Source organism: Streptomyces speibonae, from assembly GCF_984686075.1.
The window spans coordinates 2,216,579-2,239,527 of the sequence record NZ_OZ480260.1; the positions used below are offsets into that span (position 1 = coordinate 2,216,579).

Consider the following 22,949-nt stretch of genomic DNA (forward strand, 5'->3'; position numbering starts at 1 on the left):
ACGTCGGTCGGTGGTGTCCGTGGGGCCGCCTACCCGATGCGGTCCGGGTCATCACACTGAGTCGTGTCTCTTGCGTTGTGTTACCACACTACAAAGGCGTGGTGACAGTCCGCACGTACAGCAAAGGGAGCGGTCCCCTTCTCCCAGGGAACCGCTCCCTTCACGGCGTCCTACTTGGCGCCCGCCGCACCGCGGCGGATGCCGAGGCGGTCGACCAGCGTACGGAAGCGCTGGATGTCCTTCTTGGCGAGGTACTGCAGCAGCCGGCGGCGCTGGCCGACGAGGATCAGCAGACCACGGCGGGAGTGGTGGTCGTGCTTGTGGGTCTTGAGGTGCTCCGTCAGGTCGGAGATGCGACGGGACAGCAGGGCGACCTGGACCTCGGGGGAGCCGGTGTCACCCTCCTTGGTACCGAACTCGGTGATGATCTGCTTCTTCACTGCGGCGTCGAGCGACACGCGTACTCCTCATGGTCTGTGAGTGGCCACCGAGTGCCCCCGGTCTGCGTCTCGGGGGGTCTTCCATGACTCGGAAGGCGGGGATCCGCTGGGCGCGGCCACCAGAGTGAGAGCTCGCTCCGGGGGTGCGTACACAAACGGCCGTCGGCCAGCGTACCAGGCGGCGGCGAGGGCTCCGCCCCGGTCCGCGGAACCGCCCAGGTCGGGCGGCAGGCGCCACTAGAGTGATGCCCGGAACGGATTCGAGCGTCGGGGAACGTCGGGAAGGGGTCGCTGCGGCATGGCGGAGACGGCTGAGGAGATCAAGGCACGCAAGGAGCGGGAGAGGGACGAGCTCTACGCCCTCGACATCTCCGGCGTCGAATGGCACAGCGCGCCCGGTACCGAGGAGCACGAGGAGCGGGTCGAGATCGCGTACCTGCCCGGTGGTGCCGTGGCCATGCGGTCCTCCCTCGACCCGGAGACGGTCCTGCGGTACACGGAGGCGGAGTGGCGGGCCTTCGTGCTGGGCGCGCGGGACGGGGAGTTCGACCTGGAGCCGGCGGGCCCCGACGCCGGCTGACCGGCGTACGCGCCGGAAAAGGGTGCGCGAGTCCGGCGCGCCTTGCGCCGGCACGTCAGCCGGTCATCGACCGCACCGACGCGTACACGTCGAAGACGGCGAGCGCCAGCGGTACCAGCGTCAGCAGAACGAAGCCCTCGGCGATTTCCAGGAAGCGTCCCCAGAAGGGCGTCAGACCGCTGCGGGACGCCATCAGTCCGATGGCGGTGACGAGCGCGGCCGCCGCGGCGATGGCGGCGATCAGCCAGACCGTGCGGATGTCGAGGTCGGTGCTGTTTCCCGCCAGGGCCGCGCGGACCAAGGCGTTCGGCGGGTCGAGCGCCAGGCCGAGACCGAGCACGATCAGAGAGCCGAGACCGGCGGCCAGGACGGCGGCGACCTGTGCGGTGTAGCGGAACAGCTGCGCCCGCATCAGCAGGGCGATACCGGTGGCCAGGGCCAGCAGCTGCGCCCAGAGGTCGTCGGAGAAGCCCAGCACCAGGGCCGCGCCGAGCGCGACCAGCGAGCAGCCGCCGACCAGGCCGACGAGGAGTTCGTGGCCGCGCCGCGCCTGGGCCCCGATCCGTGCGGCGTCCACCAGCTCGTGCGGTTCGGGCTCGGCGGCGTACGCGCTGCGCGGGGCGGTGTCCGGGGTCTCGAAGCCGACGGGCAGTCGGGCGAAACGCATGGACATGCCCGGCAGGAAGGCCAGGGCGCCGACGGCAACAGGGGCGCACAGGGCGGCGATCTCGGCCGGGGTCCACTTGTTCAGCAGCGCCGCGAAAGAGGTGACCAGGGCGAGGCCCGAGGCGACCGCGAAGGCGACGAACGGGCCGTCGCCTCGGGGTGAGCACAGGGTGAGGATCACCGAGGCCACCAGCACCGCCGCACAGGCGAGCAGGAACTGCAGTTTCCCCACGCCCTGCCCTTCGGAGAGGGACAGCAGGCCGGAGCCTGCCACGCCCACGTTGGGGAGGGCGCCGAGACCCAGCGCGATGGCCGAGGCCCGGTCGTCGTAGACACGGGCGCGGACGCAGGCGAGGGTGACGAGGAGCACCCCGGCGACGCCCGCGAGGATGCCGGGGAGGCTGTGCATGTCGTGGAGCGGGTCGGCGGTCCAGGCGACGAAGGCGAGTAGGGCGAGCAGCAGACCGCCGCCCACCAGGCCCGCCGCGCGGGTGAGATCGCCGTGCCACAGGGAGCGGTCACGGGTCACCGCGGAGGCGACCGCCTCGGAGACATCGTCGAAGACGGCCGGAGGCAGCGATGCGGCGAAGGGGCGCAGGGTGAGGAGTTCGCCGTCGAGAATGCGCTGGGCCGTGAAAGAACGGGAACTGTCGAGGACGGTGCCGTCGCGGCGGACGAGGTGGTAGCCGACCGGGGCGCCCTCTGCGGCGGTCTGCCGGGAGAGCCGGAGGATCTCGGGGTAGACGTCGGCGACCGGTACGTCGTCGGGGAGCGCCACGTCGATCCGGCTGTCGGGCGCGACGATGGTGACCCGGCAGAAGCCGAGCCCCGTCACCGTCCCGGGAGAGGCTCCCCGGCCGGACTCGCTGGCGCCGGTGGCGGCCGTCATGCTCACCTGCTGTTCCCCCTCGGTGCTGCTGCCGTGTCTGCGGTGTGAAGGAACCCGCGCGCCTTCCGGCGCAGGTCGCGGGTTCCGGTGGTGCGGAGCGGACGGGAGACCGTCCGGCCGGGCCCGGCGCATGCGCTCGCGCCGCATCCCCCGGAATGCCCCGTACGTCCGCCGATCCTCGCGTGTGCTCACGCGAACATCCGGCACCCTACCGCCCGCCTGTGTGTGAGGGGATCAGTAGGATCACACGGCGGCCCTCGTCTGCCTGAGACGGGGTGGTGGACGGCAAACCCAGTGGGTCGGCAAGGGAATTGGTGAGCAGTGAGCCAGATCGTCGTGAAGCGCCCGCCACGAGCGCTGCCGCCGGAGGTGCCCGCGGGCGAGGTGATGGTCCAGCCGCCGCCGGAACTGCCGCGCAACCAGCACGAGAGCGTGCTGATGCAGTTGCTGCCGACGCTGGGTATGGGCGGCTCGGTCGTCTTCTTCTTCACCAGCGGGCAGCCGTTCATGCGGATCATGGGCATGGTGATGATCGCGTCGACGATCGCCATGTCGATCGCCATGGTGGTCCGCTTCCGCCGGGGTTCCCAGGGACAGATCGCCGACCTGCGCCGCGACTACCTGAGCTACCTCTCACAGACCCGTCGGGTCACCCAGGAGACGGCGAGGGCACAGCGTGACGCCCAGTACTATCTTCACCCCTCCCCCGAGCAGTTGTGGGCGCTCGTCGCCGAGGGCAGCCGGGTGTGGGAACGGCGGCCGGGCGACGAGGACTTCGCCCAGGTGCGCATCGGTCTCGGTCCCCAGCCTCTGGCCACCCCGCTGGTCGCCCCGGAGACGGGCCCGGTCGATCAGCTGGAGCCGCTGACGGCGGGCGCGATGCAGCGGTTCGTCTCGGTCCACGGCACCCTGGACGACCTGCCGATGGCGGTCTCCCTGCGCGCCTTCCACCACGTCACGCTCGGCGGCGAACCGGAGTCCGTACGCTCCTCCGTCCGGGCGCTGACGGGTTCGCTGGCCTCGCTGCACTCCCCCGAGGACCTGATCGTCGCGATCGTGGCCGGCCGGGAGGAACTGCCGCACTGGGAGTGGGCCAAGTGGCTGCCACACGTCCAGCTGTCCGGTGTCACGGACGGCGCCGGCTCTCGCCGTCTGATCGGCGGGGACCCCCGTGAGGTGGAGGACCTACTGGCTTCCCGGCTGGCCGCACGCCCGCGTTTCCATCCGAACGCCGCGCCGCTGCCGGACACCCCGCACATCGTCGTCCTCCTCGACGGCGTATCCCTGCCGCCGGAGTCCGTACTGGCGGGCCCCGAGGGTCTGCAGGGCGTGACGGTCGTCGAGGTGACCGGGCGGGAGACGGCGGGTCCGCACGGCGACCTCTCCGTCGTCGTGGAACCGCGCGCGCTTCGTCTGGAGTCGGCTCACGGCGCGGTCTACGAGGGAACGCCCGACGCACTGTCGCAGGAGTCCGCGGAGGCGCTGGCCCGTCAGCTGGCGCCGCTGCGGATGGCCTCGGGCGGGGACGACGACGAGCCGCTGCTCGCGAACCTGGAGTTCACGGACCTGCTGAACCTGGGCGACGCCGCCTCCGTCGACACCCGGCGCACCTGGCGGCCGCGGTCGCAGGCGGAACGGCTGCGGGTGCCGATCGGCGTCGGCGAGGACGGCCGGCCGGTGATGCTCGACATCAAGGAGGCGGCACAGGAGGGCATGGGCCCGCACGGCCTGTGTGTCGGCGCCACGGGTTCCGGCAAGTCGGAACTACTGCGCACCCTGGTACTGGGCCTCGCGGTCACCCACTCCTCCGAGACCCTGAACTTCGTCCTGGCGGACTTCAAGGGCGGCGCCACCTTCGCCGGCATGGCACAGATGCCGCACGTGGCGGCGGTCATCACCAACCTGGCGGACGACCTGACCCTCGTCGACCGCATGGGCGACTCCATCCGCGGTGAGCTCAACCGCCGCCAGGAGATGCTGCGCGACGCGGGCAACTACGCCAACATCCACGACTACGAGAAGGCCCGCGCGGCGGGCGCGCCGCTCCAGCCCATCCCCTCCCTGCTGCTGGTCATCGACGAGTTCAGCGAACTGCTGACGGCGAAGCCGGACTTCATCGACATGTTCGTGCAGATCGGCCGCATCGGCCGGTCGTTGGGCGTGCACCTGTTGCTGGCCTCGCAGCGACTGGAGGAGGGACGGCTGCGCGGCCTGGAGACGTACCTGTCGTACCGCATCGGCCTGCGCACCTTCTCCGCCGCCGAGTCGCGGGCGGCGCTGGGCGTGCCGGACGCGTACGAGCTGCCGAACGTACCGGGTTCGGGGATCCTGAAGTTCGGCACGGACGAGATGCTGCGGTTCAAGGCGGCGTACGTGTCGGGCGTCTACCGATCCGGAGGGCAGCGGGACACGCCCTTGGGCGGCCCGCTGCCGGTGGACCGGCGGCCGGTGCTCTTCACGGCGACGGAGGTACCCGTGCGGTACGTCCCGGTGCCGCGGCAGGGCACGGACCCGACGGGCGGCGCCGACGAGGTGGACGACGCGCTGGCGGACACCGTGCTCGACGTGGTCGTACGCCGACTGGAGGCCCAGGGTCCGGCGGCCCACCAGGTGTGGCTGCCGCCGCTTGACAGCCCGCCGTCGCTGGACGGGCTGCTGCCCGGTCTCGCCGCCGTGGAGGGCCGGGGCCTCACTCAGCCCGGCTTCGAGGGCGCCGGGCGCCTGGTCGTCCCGGTCGGCCTCCTCGACAAGCCTTACGAGCAGCGCCGTGACCCGCTGTGGGTGGACTTCTCGGGCGCGGCGGGGCACATGCAGATCCTCGGCGGACCACAGTCCGGCAAGTCGACGCTGCTGCGTTCGCTGATCTGTTCCTTCGCGCTCACCCATACACCGCACGAAGTGCAGTTCTACGGACTGGACTTCGGTGGCGGCGGCATGTCCTCGGTGGCTGGGCTGCCGCATGTCGGCGGCATCGCCTCCCGTCTGGATCCGGAGAAGGTGCGGCGCACGGTCGCGGAGGTCCACGGGGTCCTGACCCGCCGCGAGGAGTACTTCCGGGCTTCGGGCATCTCCTCCATCGCCGAGTTCCGCACGCGCCGTGCTCGAGGCGACATCTCGGTCACCGATCAGCCGTGGGGCGACGTCTTCCTGGTGATCGACGGCTGGGCCAACTTCCGCGCCGACTACGAGGCGCTCGACCAGGTGGTCACGGACATCGCCGCCCGCGGTCTGGGGTACGGGATCCACCTGATTCTCTCGGCGTCCCGGTCGATGGAGGTGCGGTCCGCGCTCAAGGACAGCCTGCTGAACCGGCTGGAGCTGAGGCTCGGTGACACCATGGACTCCGAGCTGGACCGGAAGGTGGCGGCCAACGTGCCCACCGGTGTGCCCGGCCGGGGTCTGTCACCACAGAAGCTGCACTTCATGGCGGCGGTGCCGCGCATCGACGGGCTGACCTCGGACACCGACCTGGCGGACGCGACGTCCGCGCTGGCGGCCGAGGTGTCCCGGCACTGGCAGGCACCGGGTGCGCCGGAGGTGCGCCTGCTGCCGCGCGAGGTCCCGGTGGAGCAGCTGCCCCCGGGGGACCGTTTCCCGCGGCGCGGTATCGCCTTCGCGCTCGACGAGAACAATCTCGAGCCCGTCTTCGTCGACTTCGACCAGGACCCGTTCTTCCTCGTCTTCGGCGAGAGCGAGTCCGGCAAGTCGAACCTGCTGCGCCTGCTGATCAGGCAGCTGACCGCACGGTACCCGGGCGAGGACTGCAAGCTGTTCGTTGTGGACAACCGGCGCTCCCTGCTGGGGGTCACCCCGGACAGCCACCTCGCCGAGTACATCCCGATGTCCAACGACATGGACCACCACATGGCGGCCCTGGCCGACCTGATCAAGCGGCGGACCCCGACCGCCGAGGTGACCGCCCGGCAGTTGCGCGACCGGAGCTGGTGGACGGGCCCGACGGTGTACGTGGTGATCGACGACTACGACCTCGTGGCCACCTCGAGCGGCAACCCGCTGAGCGGCCTGACCGAACTGCTGCCGTTCGCCCGCGACGTGGGCGTGCGGTTCGTCATCGCGCGCTCCACGGCGGGCGCGAGCCGTGCCTCGTACGAGTCGTTCATGCAGCGCATCAAGGAGCTGGGTGCCCAGGGCGTCGTCCTGGCGGGCGACCCGGCCGAGGGCGACGTGCTGGGCGGGGTACGCCCGCGGCCGATGCCTGCCGGACGAGGCGTGTTCGTGTCCCGGCGGCGGGGGCGGCCGTTGGTGCAGACGGGACTCGTGCCGGAGCAGGAGTGGTGATGGTGACGTGGGAGGAGGGGCAGTGACGGTCCGCCGGCGCGCGGACGTCTCCGGCGGCCGTGGCGGAGGCGACAGCGCACACCGCACGGACGCCACGGACGGCACGGAAGAAGCCGGTACGACCGCATTCGGCTGATGGCAGCGAAGGGTAGCGAAGCGTGGCATGGGACGAGTGGGAGCGATTGAAGGCCCAGGCTGCCGACCGGCAGTCGACGCGCATGCGGCTGAACCAGGCGCCCGCCCAAGGAGGGCCGGGAGGCGGCGAAGCACCCGATCTGGTGGTACGGCAGGACGACCTGGGTGCCGTGGGGCACGACGCCTTCGTCCTGCACGGTGACCTCGTGAAGAAGGTGGACATCGCCGGAGCAGGCCTGAACTCCGACCAGGCCGGCTCGACCCACCAAGCGGCGACCGCCCTGTCCGGCTCCCACTTCACCCTGGGCGACGAACTCATGACGACGCTGTCGGTTTGGGAGAGCCAGGTGAAGGCGGTGCGCCAGGCCTGCGCCCACATCTCCAACCACTTGGATTTCAGCAAGAAGCTGCACGCCAACGACGATGCCGGGGTCGCCGCCGTCATCAGGAGCCGGGACGGCTCCGCGATGCCCGTGTCGGAGCTCGACAAGTACTTCGAGTAGTACGGGGAAGCTCACGCATGTCCATCACCTACGACGACCTGATGCAGGTCGATCTCGGCAAGCTGGGCGCCGCAGTCTCGGACTGGAAGAAGGTGGTCGGCAACCTGAGCCAGCTTGAGGCCGACGCCCGTGACGGCCTCAAGAAGAAGTCCGACCGCGCGCGTTGGGAAGGCCTGAACGCCGGCGTCACACGCCAGTTCGTGAACAAGACCGCCCAGGAGTTCGCGGACCTCCATAGGGAGGCCAAAAGCATCTTCCGGGTCCTGAATGACGCGCACCGTGAACTCGAAGCGCTCCAGGAGGGCGTCAGGGCGCTCACGGACGAGGCCGAGGGCAAGGGCTACACCATCCAGGACAACGCCGACGGAACGGTGAACGTGGGGCTCCGGCCCGCGTCGGACGCCGACAAGAAGGACGGCAAGGACGACACGAAGGAGGACCGGCAGCGCTACGCGAACTCCATCACAGGCAAGCTCGCGCACGCCAACGACATTGACGTCTCCACGAAACTGGCGCTCAAGCGAGCACACGGCGACGACCTCTACAACGCCGGCCACGCGGAGTACGACTCCCTCAACGACGCGCAGGTCGAACGCGCCCTGGCACTCGCCAAGAAGCGCGAGAACCTCACCGACCGCGAACTCACCGAGCTGAACAGGCTGCTCCGGCACAACGGGCGGGAGAAGAACGGCGAGTTCGCGACCGAGTTCTTCGAGGGTCTGGGCGGGCCGAGGCAGACACTCGAGTTCTACGGCGCGATGGCAATCAACGGAACGGACGAGGACGCCTCGAAGACGCGCCTGGCCGGAGTGCGGGACCTGCAGAAGTACATGGGTCACGCACTGGCCAACGCCACCGACCCCTACACCCCGCAGAGCCTCCGCGGGGACCGGCAGCACCTGCCCACGTGGTGGGGCACGCAGTTCCGCGAACTGGGCACCCAGCAGATTGAATGGGAGCGTGGCATGGGGGGCAAGCCCTACGGCTACCAGGTCCTGGGCGGCCTGCTCCGCTACGGGAACTACGATCCCGCGTTCCTGACCTGCATCGCGGAACACGTGACCCAGCTCCACGAGGACGATCCCCACCGCTTCCTGTCCAACAGGCCCGTCGGCGCCGAGGACAGGTACGGTTTCAACCCCTCCGGGAAGCTCGGCTCCGGCAACGACCCGCTGAACAGCGTGCTCGAGGCACTGGGACACAGTCCCGAGGCAGCCGAGCAGTTCTTCACGGAGAAGCCCACGGCGTACAACGAGGACGGGACGGTCAAGTCGGGCGGGAAGACGGACTTCAAGTCCTACCTCGACCTGTTCACCGACAAGGACTTCGAGTGGACGATCGACAGGAACAGTGTCCACTTCCTCGCGGATGAGGAAGCGACGGAGAAGGCTCACAACTTCGGTCCCGACGCCCTCGGCCACGCCTTGGAGGCCGCCGCGACGGGCCACCCGTACGACAGCGGAACGGCCGACCCGTCGGTCAGGCACAGTGAGGCGCAGGCGAAGCTGGTCCACGACATCGTGGAGAAATTCTCCGCCAACCCGGATCTGCTGACCCACAACATGAACGGGAACCTCGAGGACGAGAAAACGGGCCCTCTCCACGCCCTGCGCGACAGTCTGGGCAACCTCTCGGCGGACTACATCGGCGACTTCCAGCGGTCGATGTATCTGGAGAGCCCCGACAGCAAGACCTTCCCGGTCAACGGCGCCCCTGCCAACCTCGGATACGGGGACGCACAGAAGTTCCTCGGACTGGTGGGCCAGGACCCGGACGCCTACGTTGCCATCACGGCCGCGCAGCAGGCGTATACGGCGAACGTGGTGCACGAGTTCCTGAGGGCGGAGGGGAAGGAGCTCACCGCGGAGGACGGAGCACGCGTCGGGGACCTGGTCGCTCCGGGGGCAGCGATCGCGGGCATCATGAGCAATTCGCGGGCCGACGCCATCTACGACTACCACACGGCCGAGGACAAGGAGTACAACGAGGCGGTGGCCGACAAGGCCAAGTGGGTCAACCGCATCGTGGGAATCGGCACGGGCGCCATTCCCGCCCCCTTCTCCGTCGTCGGTGAGCCGATCAACTGGCTGGCGGAGGACATTTCCGAAAGTGTCGTGGAGAGCGTCAATCAAGACACCACAGATAAGGCTGAGCACAGCGCCGGAAAAGACTACTCGAAGGGCAGAGAAGCGACAGTTAAGTCCTCTCAACTAGCTGTCACCACGTACTTCACGCACTATGGCATCTTCGACTCGAAGACTAGGGATTCGCTCCTTCGGGCGGTCGGCACTCAAGCAGGTGTGTGCCATTCGGACGGCGCCCAATGGAATTCCTCAGGAGACGGCACGTGAAATTCTCCACTCACCGTTCAGCCGACTACCTGCCGAAGCAAAAAAACGGGATCCGGGGTCTCGTCCTGTCGCCGGTGAGACTGATCGCTGCCGTTGCTTTTGCGGTAACTCTCGCCGCCTGCGGGTCATCGAACAAAGGGCTCTCGTATCTCGTACCGGACAATATCTGCGGGATCTCCGTAGATCCAGAGATTTTGGAATCCCTGCTCCATGACGGAGACGAACTGGAACAGGACACAGGGCCTTTCAGCCTCACAGAGGGCCAGATTTGTCACATGTACGTGGACGGGAACGACTCCGTGCTCGGTGTCGGCGATTGGCATGAGAGCGGGTTTGAACTCCGCGATCACTTCGTGGGTCTCGATAGAAAGCACCTGCACTACTCCGAGGGAGGCAAAGTCGCCTCTTGGCCGTCAGGGATAATCACAGCCATTCGCTGCCCTGGCGTCAGCGAGGAGGGAGATGTCCTCACCGTGGAGTTGAGCGACATCAGGTCCGACGAAAACTCACGGGAGCTCCTGGAGAAACTAGCTCCCGAGTACTTCGACGGCTACGCGAAAAGGCTCGGCTGTCCGACCTGACGGCCGATGGCGAGTGGCGCCCCTGTGATACGGGGGCAGCGGGCCCGTTGCTAACCTGGCCGGGCGCATGACAATCATGAAGACGGGGTGGTGACGTAGTGTACGGGGACAGTGATGGGCCGGGATGGCCGGTCGGTATGGAGCTGAATCAGTATCCGGCCGATCCGGGGGGCGCGCCGGGGCCTGTGGGCGGTGGTGCGAAGGACCTGGCGTCCAGTCCCGCGCAGAAGAAGGCTGCCGCCAAGGCGATCCAGGACCACATCGAGCCGGACACCCGTAAGGCCGGCGACTGGGCGGACGAGGAGACCGGCGCCGCGGTCAAGGCCTTCGCCGCGAAGGACGGCCACGGGTGGGTCACCTCGACGGCGTTGAAGAAGGCGCACAAGACCTGGGGCGAGCAGGTGCAGAACCTGATGAACCGCCTGAGTTCCGAGAAGGAAGCCCTGCGGAGCACAGGCATCCTGTTCCAGAACACCGACTTCGGCATCGGACAGGGCATCCGCAAGTCCTCCAACCTCGACGGCTACTAGGCCCACCGCCGCCGCCTTCGACCCATCACGCCGACACCGCACCAACGGGGATTCATGCCGACGTACCACGAGATCATGACGACCGACCTGGCCACCCTCACCACGGCAGCCGACGGCTGGGACGACATGGCCAAGGAGTTCGGCAAACAGGAGAAGGCCTACAAGCGGGACGTGCACGGCATCTCCCTCGGCCCCGCCTGGCAAGGACTGGCCGCCAACACCGCCAACCGCCGCTTCGACACCACCCTCAACGAGTACCAGAACGCCCAGACCGAGGCGAAAGCCATCGCCTCCCTCCTGCGCGACGCCCACACCCAGTTCACCGACCTGCGCGGCAAACTCAAAACCGCCCGCCAGGAAGCCATCGACGCCGGCATGAAGGTGTCCGAGCAAGGACGCGTCTCCTTCGACACCCAACGCCTCAGCGAAGGCACCCGCACCGCCTACCACCACGACCCCGACTACCAGGAAAGCGTCCGCAAAAGCGTCCGCTCCTGGCAGGACCGCATCGACCAACTCGTCAAGGACACCACCGACGCCGACAAAGGCGTCGAAATCGCCTTCAACGCCGTCGTCATCGACACCGACCCCCTCGACGGCACCCTCAACGGCTTCAACGGACAAGCCAAGGGCGACATCGAGCAGTACGAGGCCAAGAACGCCGAGGACATCGCCACCAGACTCGCAGGCGGTGAAAAGATACCCGCCGCCCAACTCGCCGAACTCGACCGTGCCTTCCGCGACAACGCTGATAACAAGGTGTTCAGTCAGACCTTTCTCAATGGTCTCGGAACCAACGGCACCATCAAGCTCACGAATCGGCTCAACGATTTGGCCTACTTTGACGCCAAGGACGACAAGAAGTCTTACCTGGGGCTGCAGAAGGGTCTTGCGGAGACGCTTGCGTCGGCCACCCGGGTCCCTGCTTTCGGGCTCGATGGAAAGCCACTGCCTCCGGATTCGAAACGCGAGCAGCTCAGGATCGGGACGAAAGAATACGCCGACGCCCACAAGAGATGGAAAAAAACGGCTGACGCCGAATTTTACAACAACTGGCTTTCCGCGATGAAGAACGCAGGGATCAAGGAATATGATCTTGCAGCTACCGATGTTCACCGAGTCGGGGCGGAAAGCGGCAAAGCGCTGGGTTATCAGAGCATAGTGACTCTGATGCAGCGGGGCGGCGATTACAGTGGCGCCTTTCTTCACGAACTGGCCGACGATATTCGCGCGGCGGAAGACCCGGCTTTGGGCGGCAACAAAGACGTCTGGGACCTAAGCCACAAGTTTGATGCCTCAGCTCCGAACAAGACCGAAGGCTGGTTCGCCAATGATCCGCTGGATGGCCTGCTCGGCGTCATGAGCAAGAACCCTGATGCCGCAACAGCGTACTTCGACCCGGCTCATCAGTCCGGTAAGGACCGACTGCACTACCTTCAGGTCGACCGGGACTGGGATGTTGTGAACGACCACCGGACGAGCATGAAGGACGGTGGGTTGGTATACCGCGGCGATGTCGAGGACGCTGACAGCCACCGGGGGTTCGGGGCGGCTCTGGAAGCCGCGATGACTGGCGTCGTCCCCGGAAGCGACCTCGATCCGGAAAGTTACTCGCAGCATTCTCCTGCGGAGAGCAGAGTACTCGAAGAGGTCGTGAATTTTTACGGAGAAGCGGGAATCGAGGATCACGGAAGCGCCATCCCGCAGAATATGCGCCAGAACTTCGCCAACGCAGTCGCGTCCTACCCGAGCGACATTTACCAAGTCCTCGGCAAGGACGTCGACTTTTCCGATCCTGACTATTCCACCGATCCCAACGACCTCGATCTCAAGGAAACATCACTGATCAGATTCCTTCGTGAAGTGTCCGAGGACGGTGGAGCTTATCGAACGGTTCATGATTCGCAAGTCTCCTTCGCCGCCACGGAAATTGGTGGGCTCACCAAAGAGGATCTGTTGTCCCGGCCGGGTGAGGGACAAGCCGACAAGGCGAAAGGAGTGGCACAGGAGGCCGGCTACGTCATGGGTACTCTTGACCAGATACGGGCAGACGTTCTGATCGATCAGAGAGACAGCGAGATCGGCGCGAACAACTGGAACAAGGTCTACAAATATCATGTCTACGGCGCCCCGGTGACCGGCCTTCCCGTCATTGGCGACACCTTTCAGCGGCTCATCGACATCGGGACAGGGAAGGAAGCCGAGGCCCTCAATAATGAAGTCTCGAATCGAACCAGAGAAGAACTCATCAATCACTACGAAGAGAAGGGCCACCCTCGCCTTCAAAACATGATCAATGAGCATGCACAACACGTGGGGGTCTCAAGTACACAGACTACGGAGACTGGAGGGAGAATGATGGAGGTGAACGCTACGGCGAGGTCAGCCTATTACCACGGCCTTGGCGCAACCAGGGGAGCTACAGGGGAGCAAGGATGACACCTGAAGGAGCCGAGAGAGAACGAAGAATTCGTCGCGCTCCGCTGGTGATCGCAGCAACGGCTATCGCTAGCCTGATCGTAGGAGGCAGCGTTTTCTTCCTTTCGAAGGATGAAGCCTCGGATCCTGGCGAGGAGCTTTGCTGGAGTCTCGTGTCGCCAAAATTGAGCGCGAATTCTGAACCGCTCACCAAGTGTGGCGACGCGTTGGAATCCTCTATGACTGGGCGTCCTGCGGGAGAAGATGCTCCCCAGGCAGCTTACCGGCACTCCGCAGAAGAGGTCAGGATGACAGAGCGTGTCATCAAGGCTTATACGGAATCCGAAACGACCATCGTGCCGGAGGAAATCCGCCAGAACCTCGCCAACGCACTCACCCACTACACTTCCGACGTATCGAACATCCTTCAAATCACTGTCGACTACTCGGACCCGGCCTTCTCCACCGAGCCGAACGACCTGAGCGTATCAGTGGTAGATTTGGGCGATTTCATTCTCAAGCTGGGCGCGGACCCTGATGCTTTCGATATCGTCTACGAATCACAATTCGACCGAATTGTCCAACAAGCCGGAACACTCACGCACAGGGACTTTACGACCGCTCCCACAGGGAACACAGACAGACCACTCGGGTTGATGTGGCAATTCGGGCGAGCCACCGGGATACTGCACAAACTTACCGAGAGAGGGTCCTTCGAAGATCCCGAGAAGTACGGGTTTTCCCGACTGCGGAGCACCATAGAAGAGCGGGCAGAAAACGTAGGAGTGAGCAAGAAGGAAGCACGTCTTCAGAATCTGTACCGTGCAGCTGAGGATTCCTTCCTTGATTGGTCCTGAGCACCTCCCCGCCCCTGCGTCACAAGACACTCGGCCACCACGCAACGGGCCTGCTCGCAGCCCTGAACGAAGCACCGTCGCTCAGGGGGTGAACACGTAGGGGGGCACCACCGGTACGGTCAACCATGTGCTGTTAAGCCTGGACGGTTCCTGAGCCGTCCGCCGCAGTCTTCGACCAGTCAGGCCGACGCCACGTTACGGGGGTTCCATGCCGACGTACCACGAGATCATGACGACCGACCTGGCCACCCTCACCACGGCAGCCGACGGCTGGGACGACATGGCCAAGGAGTTCGGCAAACAGGAGAAGGCCTACAAGCGGGACGTGCACGGCATCTCCCTCGGCCCCGCCTGGCAAGGACTGGCCGCCAACACCGCCAACCGCCGCTTCGACACCACCCTCAACGAGTACCAGAACGCCCAGACCGAGGCGAAAGCCATCGCCTCCCTCCTGCGCGACGCCCACACCCAGTTCACCGACCTGCGCGGCAAACTCAAAACCGCCCGCCAGGAAGCCATCGACGCCGGCATGAAGGTGTCCGAGCAAGGACGCGTCTCCTTCGACACCCAACGCCTCAGCGAAGGCACCCGCACCGCCTACCACCACGACCCCGACTACCAGGAAAGCGTCCGCAAAAGCGTCCGCTCCTGGCAGGACCGCATCGACCAACTCGTCAAGGACACCACCGACGCCGACAAAGGCGTCGAGATCGCCTTCAACGCCGTCGTCATCGACACCGACCCCCTCGACGGCACCCTCAACGGCTTCAACGGACAAGCCAAGGGCGACATCGAGCAGTACGAGGCCAAGAACGCCGAGGACATCGCCACCAGACTCGCGGACGGCAAGAAGGTCTCGGCGGCCGAACTCGCCGAACTCGACCGCGCCTTCCGCGACAACTCCGACAACAAGGTGTTCAGCCAGACCCTGTTGAAGGGACTCGGCCCCGACGGCACCATCAAGCTGACCAACGAGCTGAACCAGCTGGCCCACGACGACGACAAGAAGCACAAAGCCCAGTACATGGAACTGCAGGGCGGTCTGGCCGACACCGTCGCCAAAGCCACCCAGGTGCCCGGCTCGGTCACCGACGCACCTCCGGGTTCGCAGAAGTTCAAGGACTGGCTCGCCAGTGACGACGGCCGCTTCTACCGGCAGTGGACGGAAAGCCTCGACAAGCACGGCACGAAGAACTACGGATCCAACACGCAACCGCTGTACGGCTACCAGTCGTTCGTCAGTCTGATGCGGCACGGTGACGTCAGGTACGACGACCAGTTCCTCTACCAGCTGGGTGACGATCTGATAGCCGCCGAGAAGAAGCAGCCCGGTATCTACACCGAGTGGGGAGCCGGTCACGACGGCATCCGCGCGGACGCCCTGGACGGGCTCCTGGGCGTCATGAGCAAGAACCCGGACGCGGCCACCGCCTTCTTCGACCCCGCGGGTAACGGCTCCGGCTCCGACCACGTCGCCAACGACCACCTGAAGTACCTGCTCCACGAACGCGACTGGCCCCAGTACAGCACGGTCGCCGGTCCGACCGTCATCACCATGGACGACCCGCTCAATCGCACAGGGCTCGGTGCGGCCCTGGAGGCAGCGGCCACTGGACGGGAACCCAACTCCGCCGGAGCGTCGTTCGACCGTCACACCGAGGCACAGGCCCGGGTCATGCAGGAGACGATCACCCAGTTGGACAAGGACGGCAAGGGCGATGCGATCCCGCAGAACCTGAAGGTCCCCCTCGGGCGGGCCCTGGCCGACTACACGACCGACACCCACGCAATCCTCAGCGGCACCGAGCCGAACAGTCCCCAAGGAGCTTCGAGGATCAACGCCGACGGAGACGAGTCGAACATCACCAACAGCAAGCACAGCCTGCTCCGGGTGATGCGCGGTGTGTCCGACGCACCATACGGCCAGACTCCCGACGGCGAACCCGTGCTCGTCTACGACATGCTGTACGAGAACCAGAAGCTCTACTCCGCGGAGTACCTGGACACAGCCAGGGAAGCGCCCGCGGAGCAGCGGAGCAACGTCGTCGGCGACTGGGACAACAAGGCCCGCCACGTCGGCGAGGTGTACGGCTCGATGACCGCCATCGGGTCCGACATGATCCTCGACGACCGGGACACCAAGGTCGGCAACCTCAACGACGCCATGCGGTACACGTACCACGGAGTCGGCGGCCTCTTCACCCAGATACCCGTGGTGGGCGACCCGGTCCAGCGCATGGTCGACGCGGCCACCTACGAGTACTCCAAGGACGTCACGGCCGCGGCGGAGGATGCCGCCAGGTCCGAGGACAGCAGCACGACGTCCGCTGGCATCGGCGGTACGAACGTCCTCCTCGACGCATGGGGCGGCGAGCACGGCATCCAGGGCTCCGAGGCGCACGAGCACGCCAAGGGTGAGGCCAAGCAGAGCTTCATCACCGGGCGCGAGGACGCGTACTCGGCACTGCGTACGAGGAAGTGAGATGACGGACAAGAGCAGCCGGGCGCGTCTCGGGCGGAGGGGCCTCGCGGTCGCCCTGGCGATCGTCGTGCTGGTGGCAGGTGCGTACGTGTGGCTCAACACCAACCTCTTCGGCCGTGAGGACGTGTGCGCGGGGCTGGTGTCCGGTGATGCGGCGGAGTCCGTCTTCGCCGGCTCCGGCCGCATTTCCGACGAGGGCGGCACGGACAGCCCGTCGAGTGACCGGGTCTCGTTCACCTGCACGGTGGAGAGCTCGTCCTTCCTCCTCGGGCCGGACACCGAGTACCTGAGGATCTCGGCGAGCCGCGAGCGCGGCGACTTCCCCTTCAGCGACCGCGGCCGGTGGCCGAGCCCGGCATCGGTGTCGTTCTTCTCCGGCGGTTCCGGCGGTGCCACCGGTGGCGTGGGCTCGGACCACGGCTGGGTCCTGCTGCCCGAGGCCTGCACGACGGCCGACGGACCGGCCGTCATCGAGGGGTACGCGCCGAAGGGCTCTGACCCGGTGGAATTCGCCCGGCTCCTCACCGAAGCCGCCAACAACACGGCAGAGCGGGCGGGCTGCACGGCCGGGAAACCCCTGACCGCCCCCGACTCCCTCGACACGGCCCCGGAGCCGCGTGCCGTCCCGAGCGGCACGGTGTGCGGCTCCGCCGACCTGACGTTCCCCGGCCCGGCGACCCGGCCGGAGGCGACGGAGAGGATTCAGGAGAGCGCCGGCCCCACCTGGGCGTGCGAAATCTCTGACCACGCCACTTACGTCGTGTCCCAGGAACCGCGTCTGCTTGCCGGCATCCGCTCCTCACCGGGGTTCACCGAACAGCCACGTGTGGCCGGCCTCCAGGTGTCCGGCTTCGACGCGAGGCACGTGGTCGCCGACTGCGCGGGCACTCCCACGTACTTCTCCATGGAGGTCGACCTGGGGTACACCTCCGCCCTCGAGAAGCCCGGAACGCCGCGCCTGGGAGCCCTGTTCGACAACTTCATCGACGTCATCGGCGAGCGGTTCGGCTGCGACGCGCGCTGATCCCGGGAGCATCTCGGAGAGCACGGAGGACACGACACGTGACACACGTACACCGGCCGGTGTTCGCGGCCACCCTGGCCGCGGTGGCACTGGTCGCCGGTTGCCAGAACGGCAGCGGCACGGCGCCGCTGAGCCTGAAGAGCCTGACCGAGACCGCTGACGGCGTACCGGACGGCGGAGCGGACACCTGCCCGCTGCCGTACGACATCGCCGAGGCGGCGAAGGCCGCGGGAGTCGGTGGCAAGGCCGGCTCCGGTCCCGTCCGGGGGGACGGTGACACGCCTGTCGCCACGGGCGAGGGCGGTAAGCGCGCCGAGCCCGGAGAGCCGCTGGCCGAGAATCCCGGCGCCTTGGTGAGCTGTACCTTCCACATCGGTCAGGACGACGTGCGGGTCCACACCATCGCCACCAGCGAGCCGAATGCGATCAATCACCTGGCCCCGGTGATCTCACCGCTGACCGGGACGTCCACCGATGCAGCGATCGGCTACATCAACCAGGCCGCCGGCGCCGAGGCCGGAGAGGTCACCCTCACGACCAGCGGCAACGTCGCCTCCGTGCGCCTGAAACTCGACGGGCACGGAGACGCGGCCCTCCTGGTCGGCGCCGGACAGTCAGGGGCCGCTTCCCTGAGCCGGAAGCAGCTCGGCGACCTCACCGAGGAACTCGCGGGGCAGGTGCAGTAGACCGGGGCATCCGCACCGCGTCCGCCCATGAGGCGCGGCTCATCCGCCAGGGTGACACCTGGCCGTCCCGCTTCACATCGCATCGCACGACAGGGTGGACACCTCCCGCGTGTGTCCACCCTGTTCGTCCCCTCGGACCGGCCCCCTCACATGAAGTAGCTGGAGCCCTTCAGGTCGCCGCCGCGGTAGTCACCGCCGGCGGTGCCGACCCGCTTGCTGATGGCGACCAGGGCCTCGTGGATGCCGGTGGCGTGACGGTCCCACTCCTTGGTCTTCTTCGTGAACTCCTCGTACGCCTCGCCGCCCCAGCCCGCGGCCGCGTCGAGCACGGCCTTCTTCAGGGCCTCGAGGTCCTCCTCGAGTTTCTTGGCCTGGTCACCGAGTTCGGTGGCGAGGGCGTCCATCGTGCCGTACTTGACGGCGAGTTCGTCGTAGTGGGCTCCGGACATGATTTCCTCGTTTCGTTGGGAGCCGGAAGGTGTCGGTGGCTCGCGTCAGTACTTGCTGAGGGCCGAGGTCCTGCCGCCGAGGTCCTCCACGGAGATCGCGGCGATGTCGGCCTCGATCTGACTCTCGAGGTTCTGCTTGTCCTTCTTGTTCAACTGGATGCCCTCGAGGAAGTCGTCGAGCATCCGGCCGATCGCGGCCATGTGGGTGTTGATGTCCGTCTGCTTCTTGTCGAAGGCCATGGCACCCTGACCCGTCCAGTTCTTCTCGATCATGTCGATCGTGCCCTGGAGACGGGCCAGGCTCTGCCTGATCGAGTCATAGCGGTCGATGACGTTCGTCTGGAGCTTCTGTACCTGGGCCTCGTAGAGCTTGCGGCCATCAGCCATGTCGGCGGTCCCTTTCGTGAGAGCGGTGAGGTGGTGAGTGGTCGGTGCCGCCGGGTGCGGCCGGTGGTGCTAGGCGCTGCGACGTGAGCGGTACACGGCGAAGGCGCCGCCGCCGATCACCAGTACGGCTGCCACGCCCCCGAGGGTCACCCAGAGGGTGGAGTTGTCGGAGGCATCCGCGTCCGAGGCGGTTGCCGACGTGTCGGCGTCCGGCGTTTCCTCCGGGTTCTTCGAGGGCTCGGCGGACGGTGCGGTGGAAGAGGCGGAGACCGGGTCGCCCGCTTCGTCCAGGGCGCCCGTGGCGTTCTCCTTCGCCAGGGGGTCGGCGTTCGCCGGGCCCGGGTCGTAGTTCTTGTCCTCCAGCACCTTGCGCGGGCGGATCAGGCCGTAGCCGAGGTACGTGCTCGGGTCGTCCCGGGCCCAGTCGCGGCCAGCGGTGTCGATCAAGCTGTTGAGGACCTGGTTGGCGGTCCAGTCGGGATGCGCGGACCAGATGAGGGCGGCGGAGGCGGAGGTGAGGGCGGTGGCGGAACTCGTTCCCCCACCCTCGTCGCAGTACGAGCGGAAGTTGCTGTCGCACCAGACCGGCATGTTCAGGCCGGGCGCGGCGAGGTCGACATAGTTGCCGTGTTCCGAGAACTTCGCGACCTTCCCGGATTCGTCCGAAGCAGCAACGCCCACTACAAAGGGATATGCGGCGGGATAGCCTATGAAGTTCTTGCCCTCGGCGTCATTACCCGTACCGGCTACCAGCAACTTCCCTCTGGAGTGCGCATACCTGACTGCTTCGAGGACTTTGTCATTGGCGAGATCGTTGGTGAACGACATGTTGAGGATCTTGACGTCACTCTCGGCAGCCGCTCGGATCACATCCGCCAGTTCAGGGGACTTTTCAGTCTCGGCCGATTCCATCCCCTTCATCGGGATCCGGTACGGCACGATCTTGGCCCCAGGAGCCAGCCCCTTCAACCCACCATCGGCCCCGGTTCCGGCGATCAGTTCGGCCATGGTCGTTCCGTGACCTTCGTAGTCCTCCGTAGCTTTGTAGGCTTGGGCCTTGGGCGCTTCCCCGGCTAGTACCTGACCCTTGAGTGACGGAGTATCCGGGTTGACACCCGTGTCGATCACAGCGACCTTGACGCCCTCGCCTGTGCTCACCTTCCACATCTGGTTGGCCTTCATCGCCGACAGGTACCACTGTTGCGACTGGGCGTCCGCGGCCACTGCAGCGGATGTCAGAGTCGTCGACAGGACTGCCACAGCTCCAAGTACCGAGCCGCCACAAGCCACCCATCTTGCGTGCCGCCGCCGAAAGGATGCCCACTTCCCCACGCGCCGGCTGAACCTGCCATCCATGTCTGCTGTCCCTTTTCCATCACGGTCTATCGGTCGCCGATGCGTCGCCGCGCCGTTTATCGCCCGGTGAACGAGTCACGCCCGGTCCGTGGTTGGTCATAGCGCTGCCTTGCGTACCGCGGTTTTCGGAGAGGCGTCCGCTGTTACGAGCTGCGGGGGCGGTGCCCTGCGGCGGCCCAACACCGCCTTCACGCCGACTGTCGGTACCACGTGCAGTCCGCCCTGCGGACGACGTCGCAGGAGGGGTGCCGATCACTCCCTGTTGTCCGGGCCTCTGTCCCGTGGTACGAGGGGCAGGTGTGTCGTCGGCACCGATGACCGTGCCCCGCGTCTGCCTGGGGCCGCGGCCGACGGGCGTGGCGCCCGCGACGGGTCGTCCACCGACGATGCCGTCACCGGTGCGTCTGGAGCCGACGGTGGCCGACGGCGTGGCACCGGCGCCCATCCGACTGTGCGGGACACCGCCGCCAGGACCACCGGGTACGGGCCCTGCGGGCTTTGCCATGCCACCAACGATGCCACGGGTCACAGGCCTGGCACCTGGCCCGGCGGCCTGGCCAGGCGGGACAGGACGTCCCATCGGGCTCACGGGGCCGGTCGGGCGATTCCCCGTTGGCCCCGACGCGCCGGAAGGAGCCGGGCCCAAAGGACCGGGATTGACCCGCCTTGAAGGGTTGTTGTTTCCGCCCCCTACGCGCCCCTGCGCCGAAGGGGGAATTCGGTCGCCGGGTACGCCTCCGGGCCCCATAGAGCGCTTGGTGGCGCCACGTCCAGCAGGCGGAGTCATGCTGGGCGCACCGGGAGGGACCGGTCCAGGTTGACCGGCGGGGCCGGTGTTCATCTGTGGCCCGCCCGTGGTCGGCTTAACGAGTTCTTGGACCGGCAACGTATCGACGCTGTTGATCTCTGTGCCAACCACCTGTTGCGGCAGCAGCGAGGGTTCCAAGGACCCCTTCACCATTGACTGATGCTCACCCGGGCGAGCTTGCGCCGGTCCGGCGTCCGGGGCGCTCTGGTAGGCCCTACGGGCATCCCCGAGGACGGCAGAAGGCTCCTGGCCTGTTCCCGGGACCACGGGCCTGTCGTTCAGCGGCTCCGGTACCCCCACGTCCGGCATCTTCGGGAACACCGGTTCCTGCGCTGCCTGCATCGTGCCCGCCGACACCGTGTAGAACGACGCCAGCCGGTACATCTGGTTGATGGCCTCCTGGCGGTGTCCCTCCGCCTTCACGGCGGCCGTGTACTCCTCGTTGCCGTCGACCCGCTTGACCACAGGGATGTCGTCGACGGACTTGGGGTCGAGGCGGGTGTCGCGCGGGGGCATTGACTTGCGGACGGAGGCGAGGCCGGAGCCGGCCGCCAGGACCTGGGTGCCGATGACGTCGGCGTAGTCGGCGATGCCCTCGGCCGTCTTGACGAGGCTGCCGGCCCAGTCCTGGAAGGCGGTGTGGGCCTCGCCCTCCCAGTCGATCTTCCCGAGGTTGCGGCTGAGCTCTCCCGCGGCGTCCTTGATGGCGTCGCGCGCGGCCACCAGGGCCTCCCCCGCGGAGTCCAGCAGCGTGGGATCGGCGGACTCGACGATGTCGATCATGTCGTTGAGCTCGTAGCCCTCGAAGCTCGTGGAGCCGAAGTGGAAACCCCTGAGTGTGGGGCCGCCGAAGGGGTTGATGACCCGCGACATGTTCGTGAACGCGTCGAGTGCGCCGTTCTGGGCCAAGGCTTCCTGGCGCTCCTCCTCGTGGAGGCCGGGTTTGTTCTTGTCGCCGCTCATCAGTACCCCGCGTCGGTGCTGTCGGCCTTGTTGTCCCGCTTGCCGTGCTCGTTCAGCATCTCCTCACGGGTCCTGTTGACCTCGGTCCGGATCTCATGGAACCGGTAGCGCTGCTCTTCCTCGATGTTGTCGAACGTGACGTCCACGCCATGCACGGCGATCTGCATGGCCTCCAGTTGCAGGCCCAGCGACTTGGAGAGAGCGGTGATTCTCTCGTGGACACGTTCGTACTCTTGGTGGAGCCGTTTACCCTCCGGAAAAGCGCCGCTGCCGAAGGCGCTCTCCGGCAGCCGGTGGGCGCCGACGCTGGGCACACTGCCCGCCGATGCCTCGAAGGCGGTCAGCAGGTCGTCCACGCGCTTCTTGAACGTCGACAGCGCCATCACGCCGCGGCGTACGTCCGCGCCACCTCCGCCCGTGTCTGCAGGAAGCACTTCGCTTTCCTCCCCGTTGTCCCCGTGTCGCGACCGGTCGTGCGCAAGTCTTCACGCGTGTCACGCCGTTGAGGCGGTCATGACGGTCACGGGATCACTCTAGTTACAGAC

General features: G+C 66.8%; 18 protein-coding genes. 11 read left to right on the plus strand and 7 right to left on the minus strand.

The features are described from left to right. Positions 1-170: 170 nt before the first annotated feature. The gene (gene rpsO, locus AC5L3C_RS09675; RefSeq protein WP_125503915.1) at positions 171-458 is read right to left on the minus strand and encodes a 30S ribosomal protein S15; all 288 of its coding nucleotides are present in this window, start codon (positions 456-458) and stop codon (positions 171-173) included. A 280-nt stretch (positions 459-738) separates the two neighbouring features. Between rpsO and AC5L3C_RS09680 the strand changes: the two genes are divergently transcribed. After that, the gene (locus AC5L3C_RS09680; RefSeq protein WP_125503916.1) at positions 739-1,020 is read left to right on the plus strand and encodes a DUF397 domain-containing protein; all 282 of its coding nucleotides are present in this window, start codon (positions 739-741) and stop codon (positions 1,018-1,020) included. A 55-nt stretch (positions 1,021-1,075) separates the two neighbouring features. On the opposite strand, the gene eccD is transcribed toward AC5L3C_RS09680, so the two are convergent. Beyond that, complete coding sequence (gene eccD / locus AC5L3C_RS09685; RefSeq protein ID WP_493653798.1) at positions 1,076-2,575, minus strand: type VII secretion integral membrane protein EccD; 1,500 nt, start codon at positions 2,573-2,575, stop codon at positions 1,076-1,078. A gap of 321 nt (positions 2,576-2,896) precedes the next feature. Here eccD and eccCa point away from each other — a divergent pair, with 321 nt between their 5' ends. The 10 genes from eccCa to AC5L3C_RS09735 all read left to right on the plus strand — a co-directional run bounded on the left by eccCa (position 2,897) and on the right by AC5L3C_RS09735 (position 18,441). After that, positions 2,897-6,874: a type VII secretion protein EccCa gene (eccCa, locus tag AC5L3C_RS09690; RefSeq protein WP_125503917.1), complete on the plus strand. Its 3,978-nt coding sequence runs from the start codon at positions 2,897-2,899 to the stop codon at positions 6,872-6,874. A gap of 158 nt (positions 6,875-7,032) precedes the next feature. Next, the gene (locus AC5L3C_RS09695) at positions 7,033-7,512 is read left to right on the plus strand and encodes a hypothetical protein (protein WP_125503918.1); all 480 of its coding nucleotides are present in this window, start codon (positions 7,033-7,035) and stop codon (positions 7,510-7,512) included. Positions 7,513-7,529: 17 nt separating this feature from the next. Then, positions 7,530-9,863 carry a DUF6571 family protein gene (locus AC5L3C_RS09700; RefSeq protein ID WP_493648440.1) on the plus strand — a complete coding sequence of 778 codons (2,334 nt, stop codon included), beginning with the start codon at positions 7,530-7,532 and terminating at the stop codon, positions 9,861-9,863. Beyond that, positions 9,860-10,444, plus strand: a complete 585-nt coding sequence (locus AC5L3C_RS09705; RefSeq protein WP_125503919.1) for a hypothetical protein — start codon at positions 9,860-9,862, stop codon at positions 10,442-10,444. Before AC5L3C_RS09700 ends, AC5L3C_RS09705 begins: the two co-directional genes overlap by 4 nt. A 137-nt stretch (positions 10,445-10,581) precedes the next feature. Next, a complete protein-coding gene (locus AC5L3C_RS09710) occupies positions 10,582-10,974 on the plus strand; it encodes a hypothetical protein (RefSeq protein WP_125503920.1) in 393 nt (130 codons plus the stop codon). A 75-nt stretch (positions 10,975-11,049) separates the two neighbouring features. After that, positions 11,050-13,413: a DUF6571 family protein gene (locus AC5L3C_RS09715; RefSeq protein WP_125503921.1), complete on the plus strand. Its 2,364-nt coding sequence runs from the start codon at positions 11,050-11,052 to the stop codon at positions 13,411-13,413. Then, positions 13,410-14,249: a hypothetical protein gene (locus tag AC5L3C_RS09720; protein ID WP_125503922.1), complete on the plus strand. Its 840-nt coding sequence runs from the start codon at positions 13,410-13,412 to the stop codon at positions 14,247-14,249. The genes AC5L3C_RS09715 and AC5L3C_RS09720 overlap by 4 nt, the downstream gene beginning before the upstream one ends. A 208-nt stretch (positions 14,250-14,457) precedes the next feature. Then, a complete protein-coding gene (locus AC5L3C_RS09725; protein WP_493648443.1) occupies positions 14,458-16,731 on the plus strand; it encodes a hypothetical protein in 2,274 nt (757 codons plus the stop codon). A gap of 1 nt (position 16,732) precedes the next feature. Next, complete coding sequence (locus AC5L3C_RS09730; RefSeq protein ID WP_493648445.1) at positions 16,733-17,755, plus strand: hypothetical protein; 1,023 nt, start codon at positions 16,733-16,735, stop codon at positions 17,753-17,755. Positions 17,756-17,793: 38 nt separating this feature from the next. Further along, positions 17,794-18,441 (plus strand): hypothetical protein, encoded by a 648-nt coding sequence (locus tag AC5L3C_RS09735; RefSeq protein WP_493648447.1) that lies wholly within the window; start codon positions 17,794-17,796, stop codon positions 18,439-18,441. A 146-nt stretch (positions 18,442-18,587) separates the two neighbouring features. Here the strand turns inward: AC5L3C_RS09735 and AC5L3C_RS09740 are convergent, their stop codons facing one another. The 5 genes from AC5L3C_RS09740 to AC5L3C_RS09760 form a co-directional block, all read right to left on the minus strand. After that, a complete protein-coding gene (locus tag AC5L3C_RS09740; protein ID WP_125503925.1) occupies positions 18,588-18,890 on the minus strand; it encodes a WXG100 family type VII secretion target in 303 nt (100 codons plus the stop codon). 45 nt (positions 18,891-18,935) lie between these two features. After that, positions 18,936-19,277, minus strand: a complete 342-nt coding sequence (locus tag AC5L3C_RS09745; protein WP_125503926.1) for a WXG100 family type VII secretion target — start codon at positions 19,275-19,277, stop codon at positions 18,936-18,938. A gap of 69 nt (positions 19,278-19,346) precedes the next feature. After that, positions 19,347-20,459: a S8 family serine peptidase gene (locus tag AC5L3C_RS09750; RefSeq protein WP_493648450.1), complete on the minus strand. Its 1,113-nt coding sequence runs from the start codon at positions 20,457-20,459 to the stop codon at positions 19,347-19,349. A 193-nt stretch (positions 20,460-20,652) separates the two neighbouring features. After that, positions 20,653-22,404, minus strand: coding sequence for a WXG100 family type VII secretion target (locus AC5L3C_RS09755; protein WP_493648452.1), 1,752 nt, complete (start codon positions 22,402-22,404; stop codon positions 20,653-20,655). Further along, on the minus strand, positions 22,404-22,838 hold the full coding sequence (locus tag AC5L3C_RS09760) for a DUF2563 family protein (RefSeq protein ID WP_493648454.1): 435 nt from the start codon (positions 22,836-22,838) through the stop codon (positions 22,404-22,406). Before AC5L3C_RS09760 ends, AC5L3C_RS09755 begins: the two co-directional genes overlap by 1 nt. Positions 22,839-22,949 lie beyond the last annotated feature (111 nt).

Excerpts from the sequence above, each read along its gene's own strand:
- AC5L3C_RS09680 (WP_125503916.1), top strand. The coding sequence starts at position 739 with ATGGCGGAGACGGCTGAGGAGATCAAGGCACGCAAGGAGCGGGAGAGG.
- eccD (WP_493653798.1), bottom strand. The coding sequence starts at position 2,575 with ATGACGGCCGCCACCGGCGCCAGCGAGTCCGGCCGGGGAGCCTCTCCC.
- AC5L3C_RS09700 (WP_493648440.1), top strand. The coding sequence starts at position 7,530 with ATGTCCATCACCTACGACGACCTGATGCAGGTCGATCTCGGCAAGCTG.
- AC5L3C_RS09710 (WP_125503920.1), top strand. The coding sequence starts at position 10,582 with ATGGAGCTGAATCAGTATCCGGCCGATCCGGGGGGCGCGCCGGGGCCT.
- AC5L3C_RS09715 (WP_125503921.1), top strand. The coding sequence starts at position 11,050 with ATGACGACCGACCTGGCCACCCTCACCACGGCAGCCGACGGCTGGGAC.
- AC5L3C_RS09720 (WP_125503922.1), top strand. The coding sequence starts at position 13,410 with ATGACACCTGAAGGAGCCGAGAGAGAACGAAGAATTCGTCGCGCTCCG.
- AC5L3C_RS09725 (WP_493648443.1), top strand. The coding sequence starts at position 14,458 with ATGCCGACGTACCACGAGATCATGACGACCGACCTGGCCACCCTCACC.
- AC5L3C_RS09730 (WP_493648445.1), top strand. The coding sequence starts at position 16,733 with ATGACGGACAAGAGCAGCCGGGCGCGTCTCGGGCGGAGGGGCCTCGCG.
- AC5L3C_RS09740 (WP_125503925.1), bottom strand. The coding sequence starts at position 18,890 with ATGTCCGGAGCCCACTACGACGAACTCGCCGTCAAGTACGGCACGATG.
- AC5L3C_RS09745 (WP_125503926.1), bottom strand. The coding sequence starts at position 19,277 with ATGGCTGATGGCCGCAAGCTCTACGAGGCCCAGGTACAGAAGCTCCAG.
- AC5L3C_RS09750 (WP_493648450.1), bottom strand. The coding sequence starts at position 20,459 with ATGAAGGCCAACCAGATGTGGAAGGTGAGCACAGGCGAGGGCGTCAAG.
- AC5L3C_RS09755 (WP_493648452.1), bottom strand. The coding sequence starts at position 22,404 with ATGAGCGGCGACAAGAACAAACCCGGCCTCCACGAGGAGGAGCGCCAG.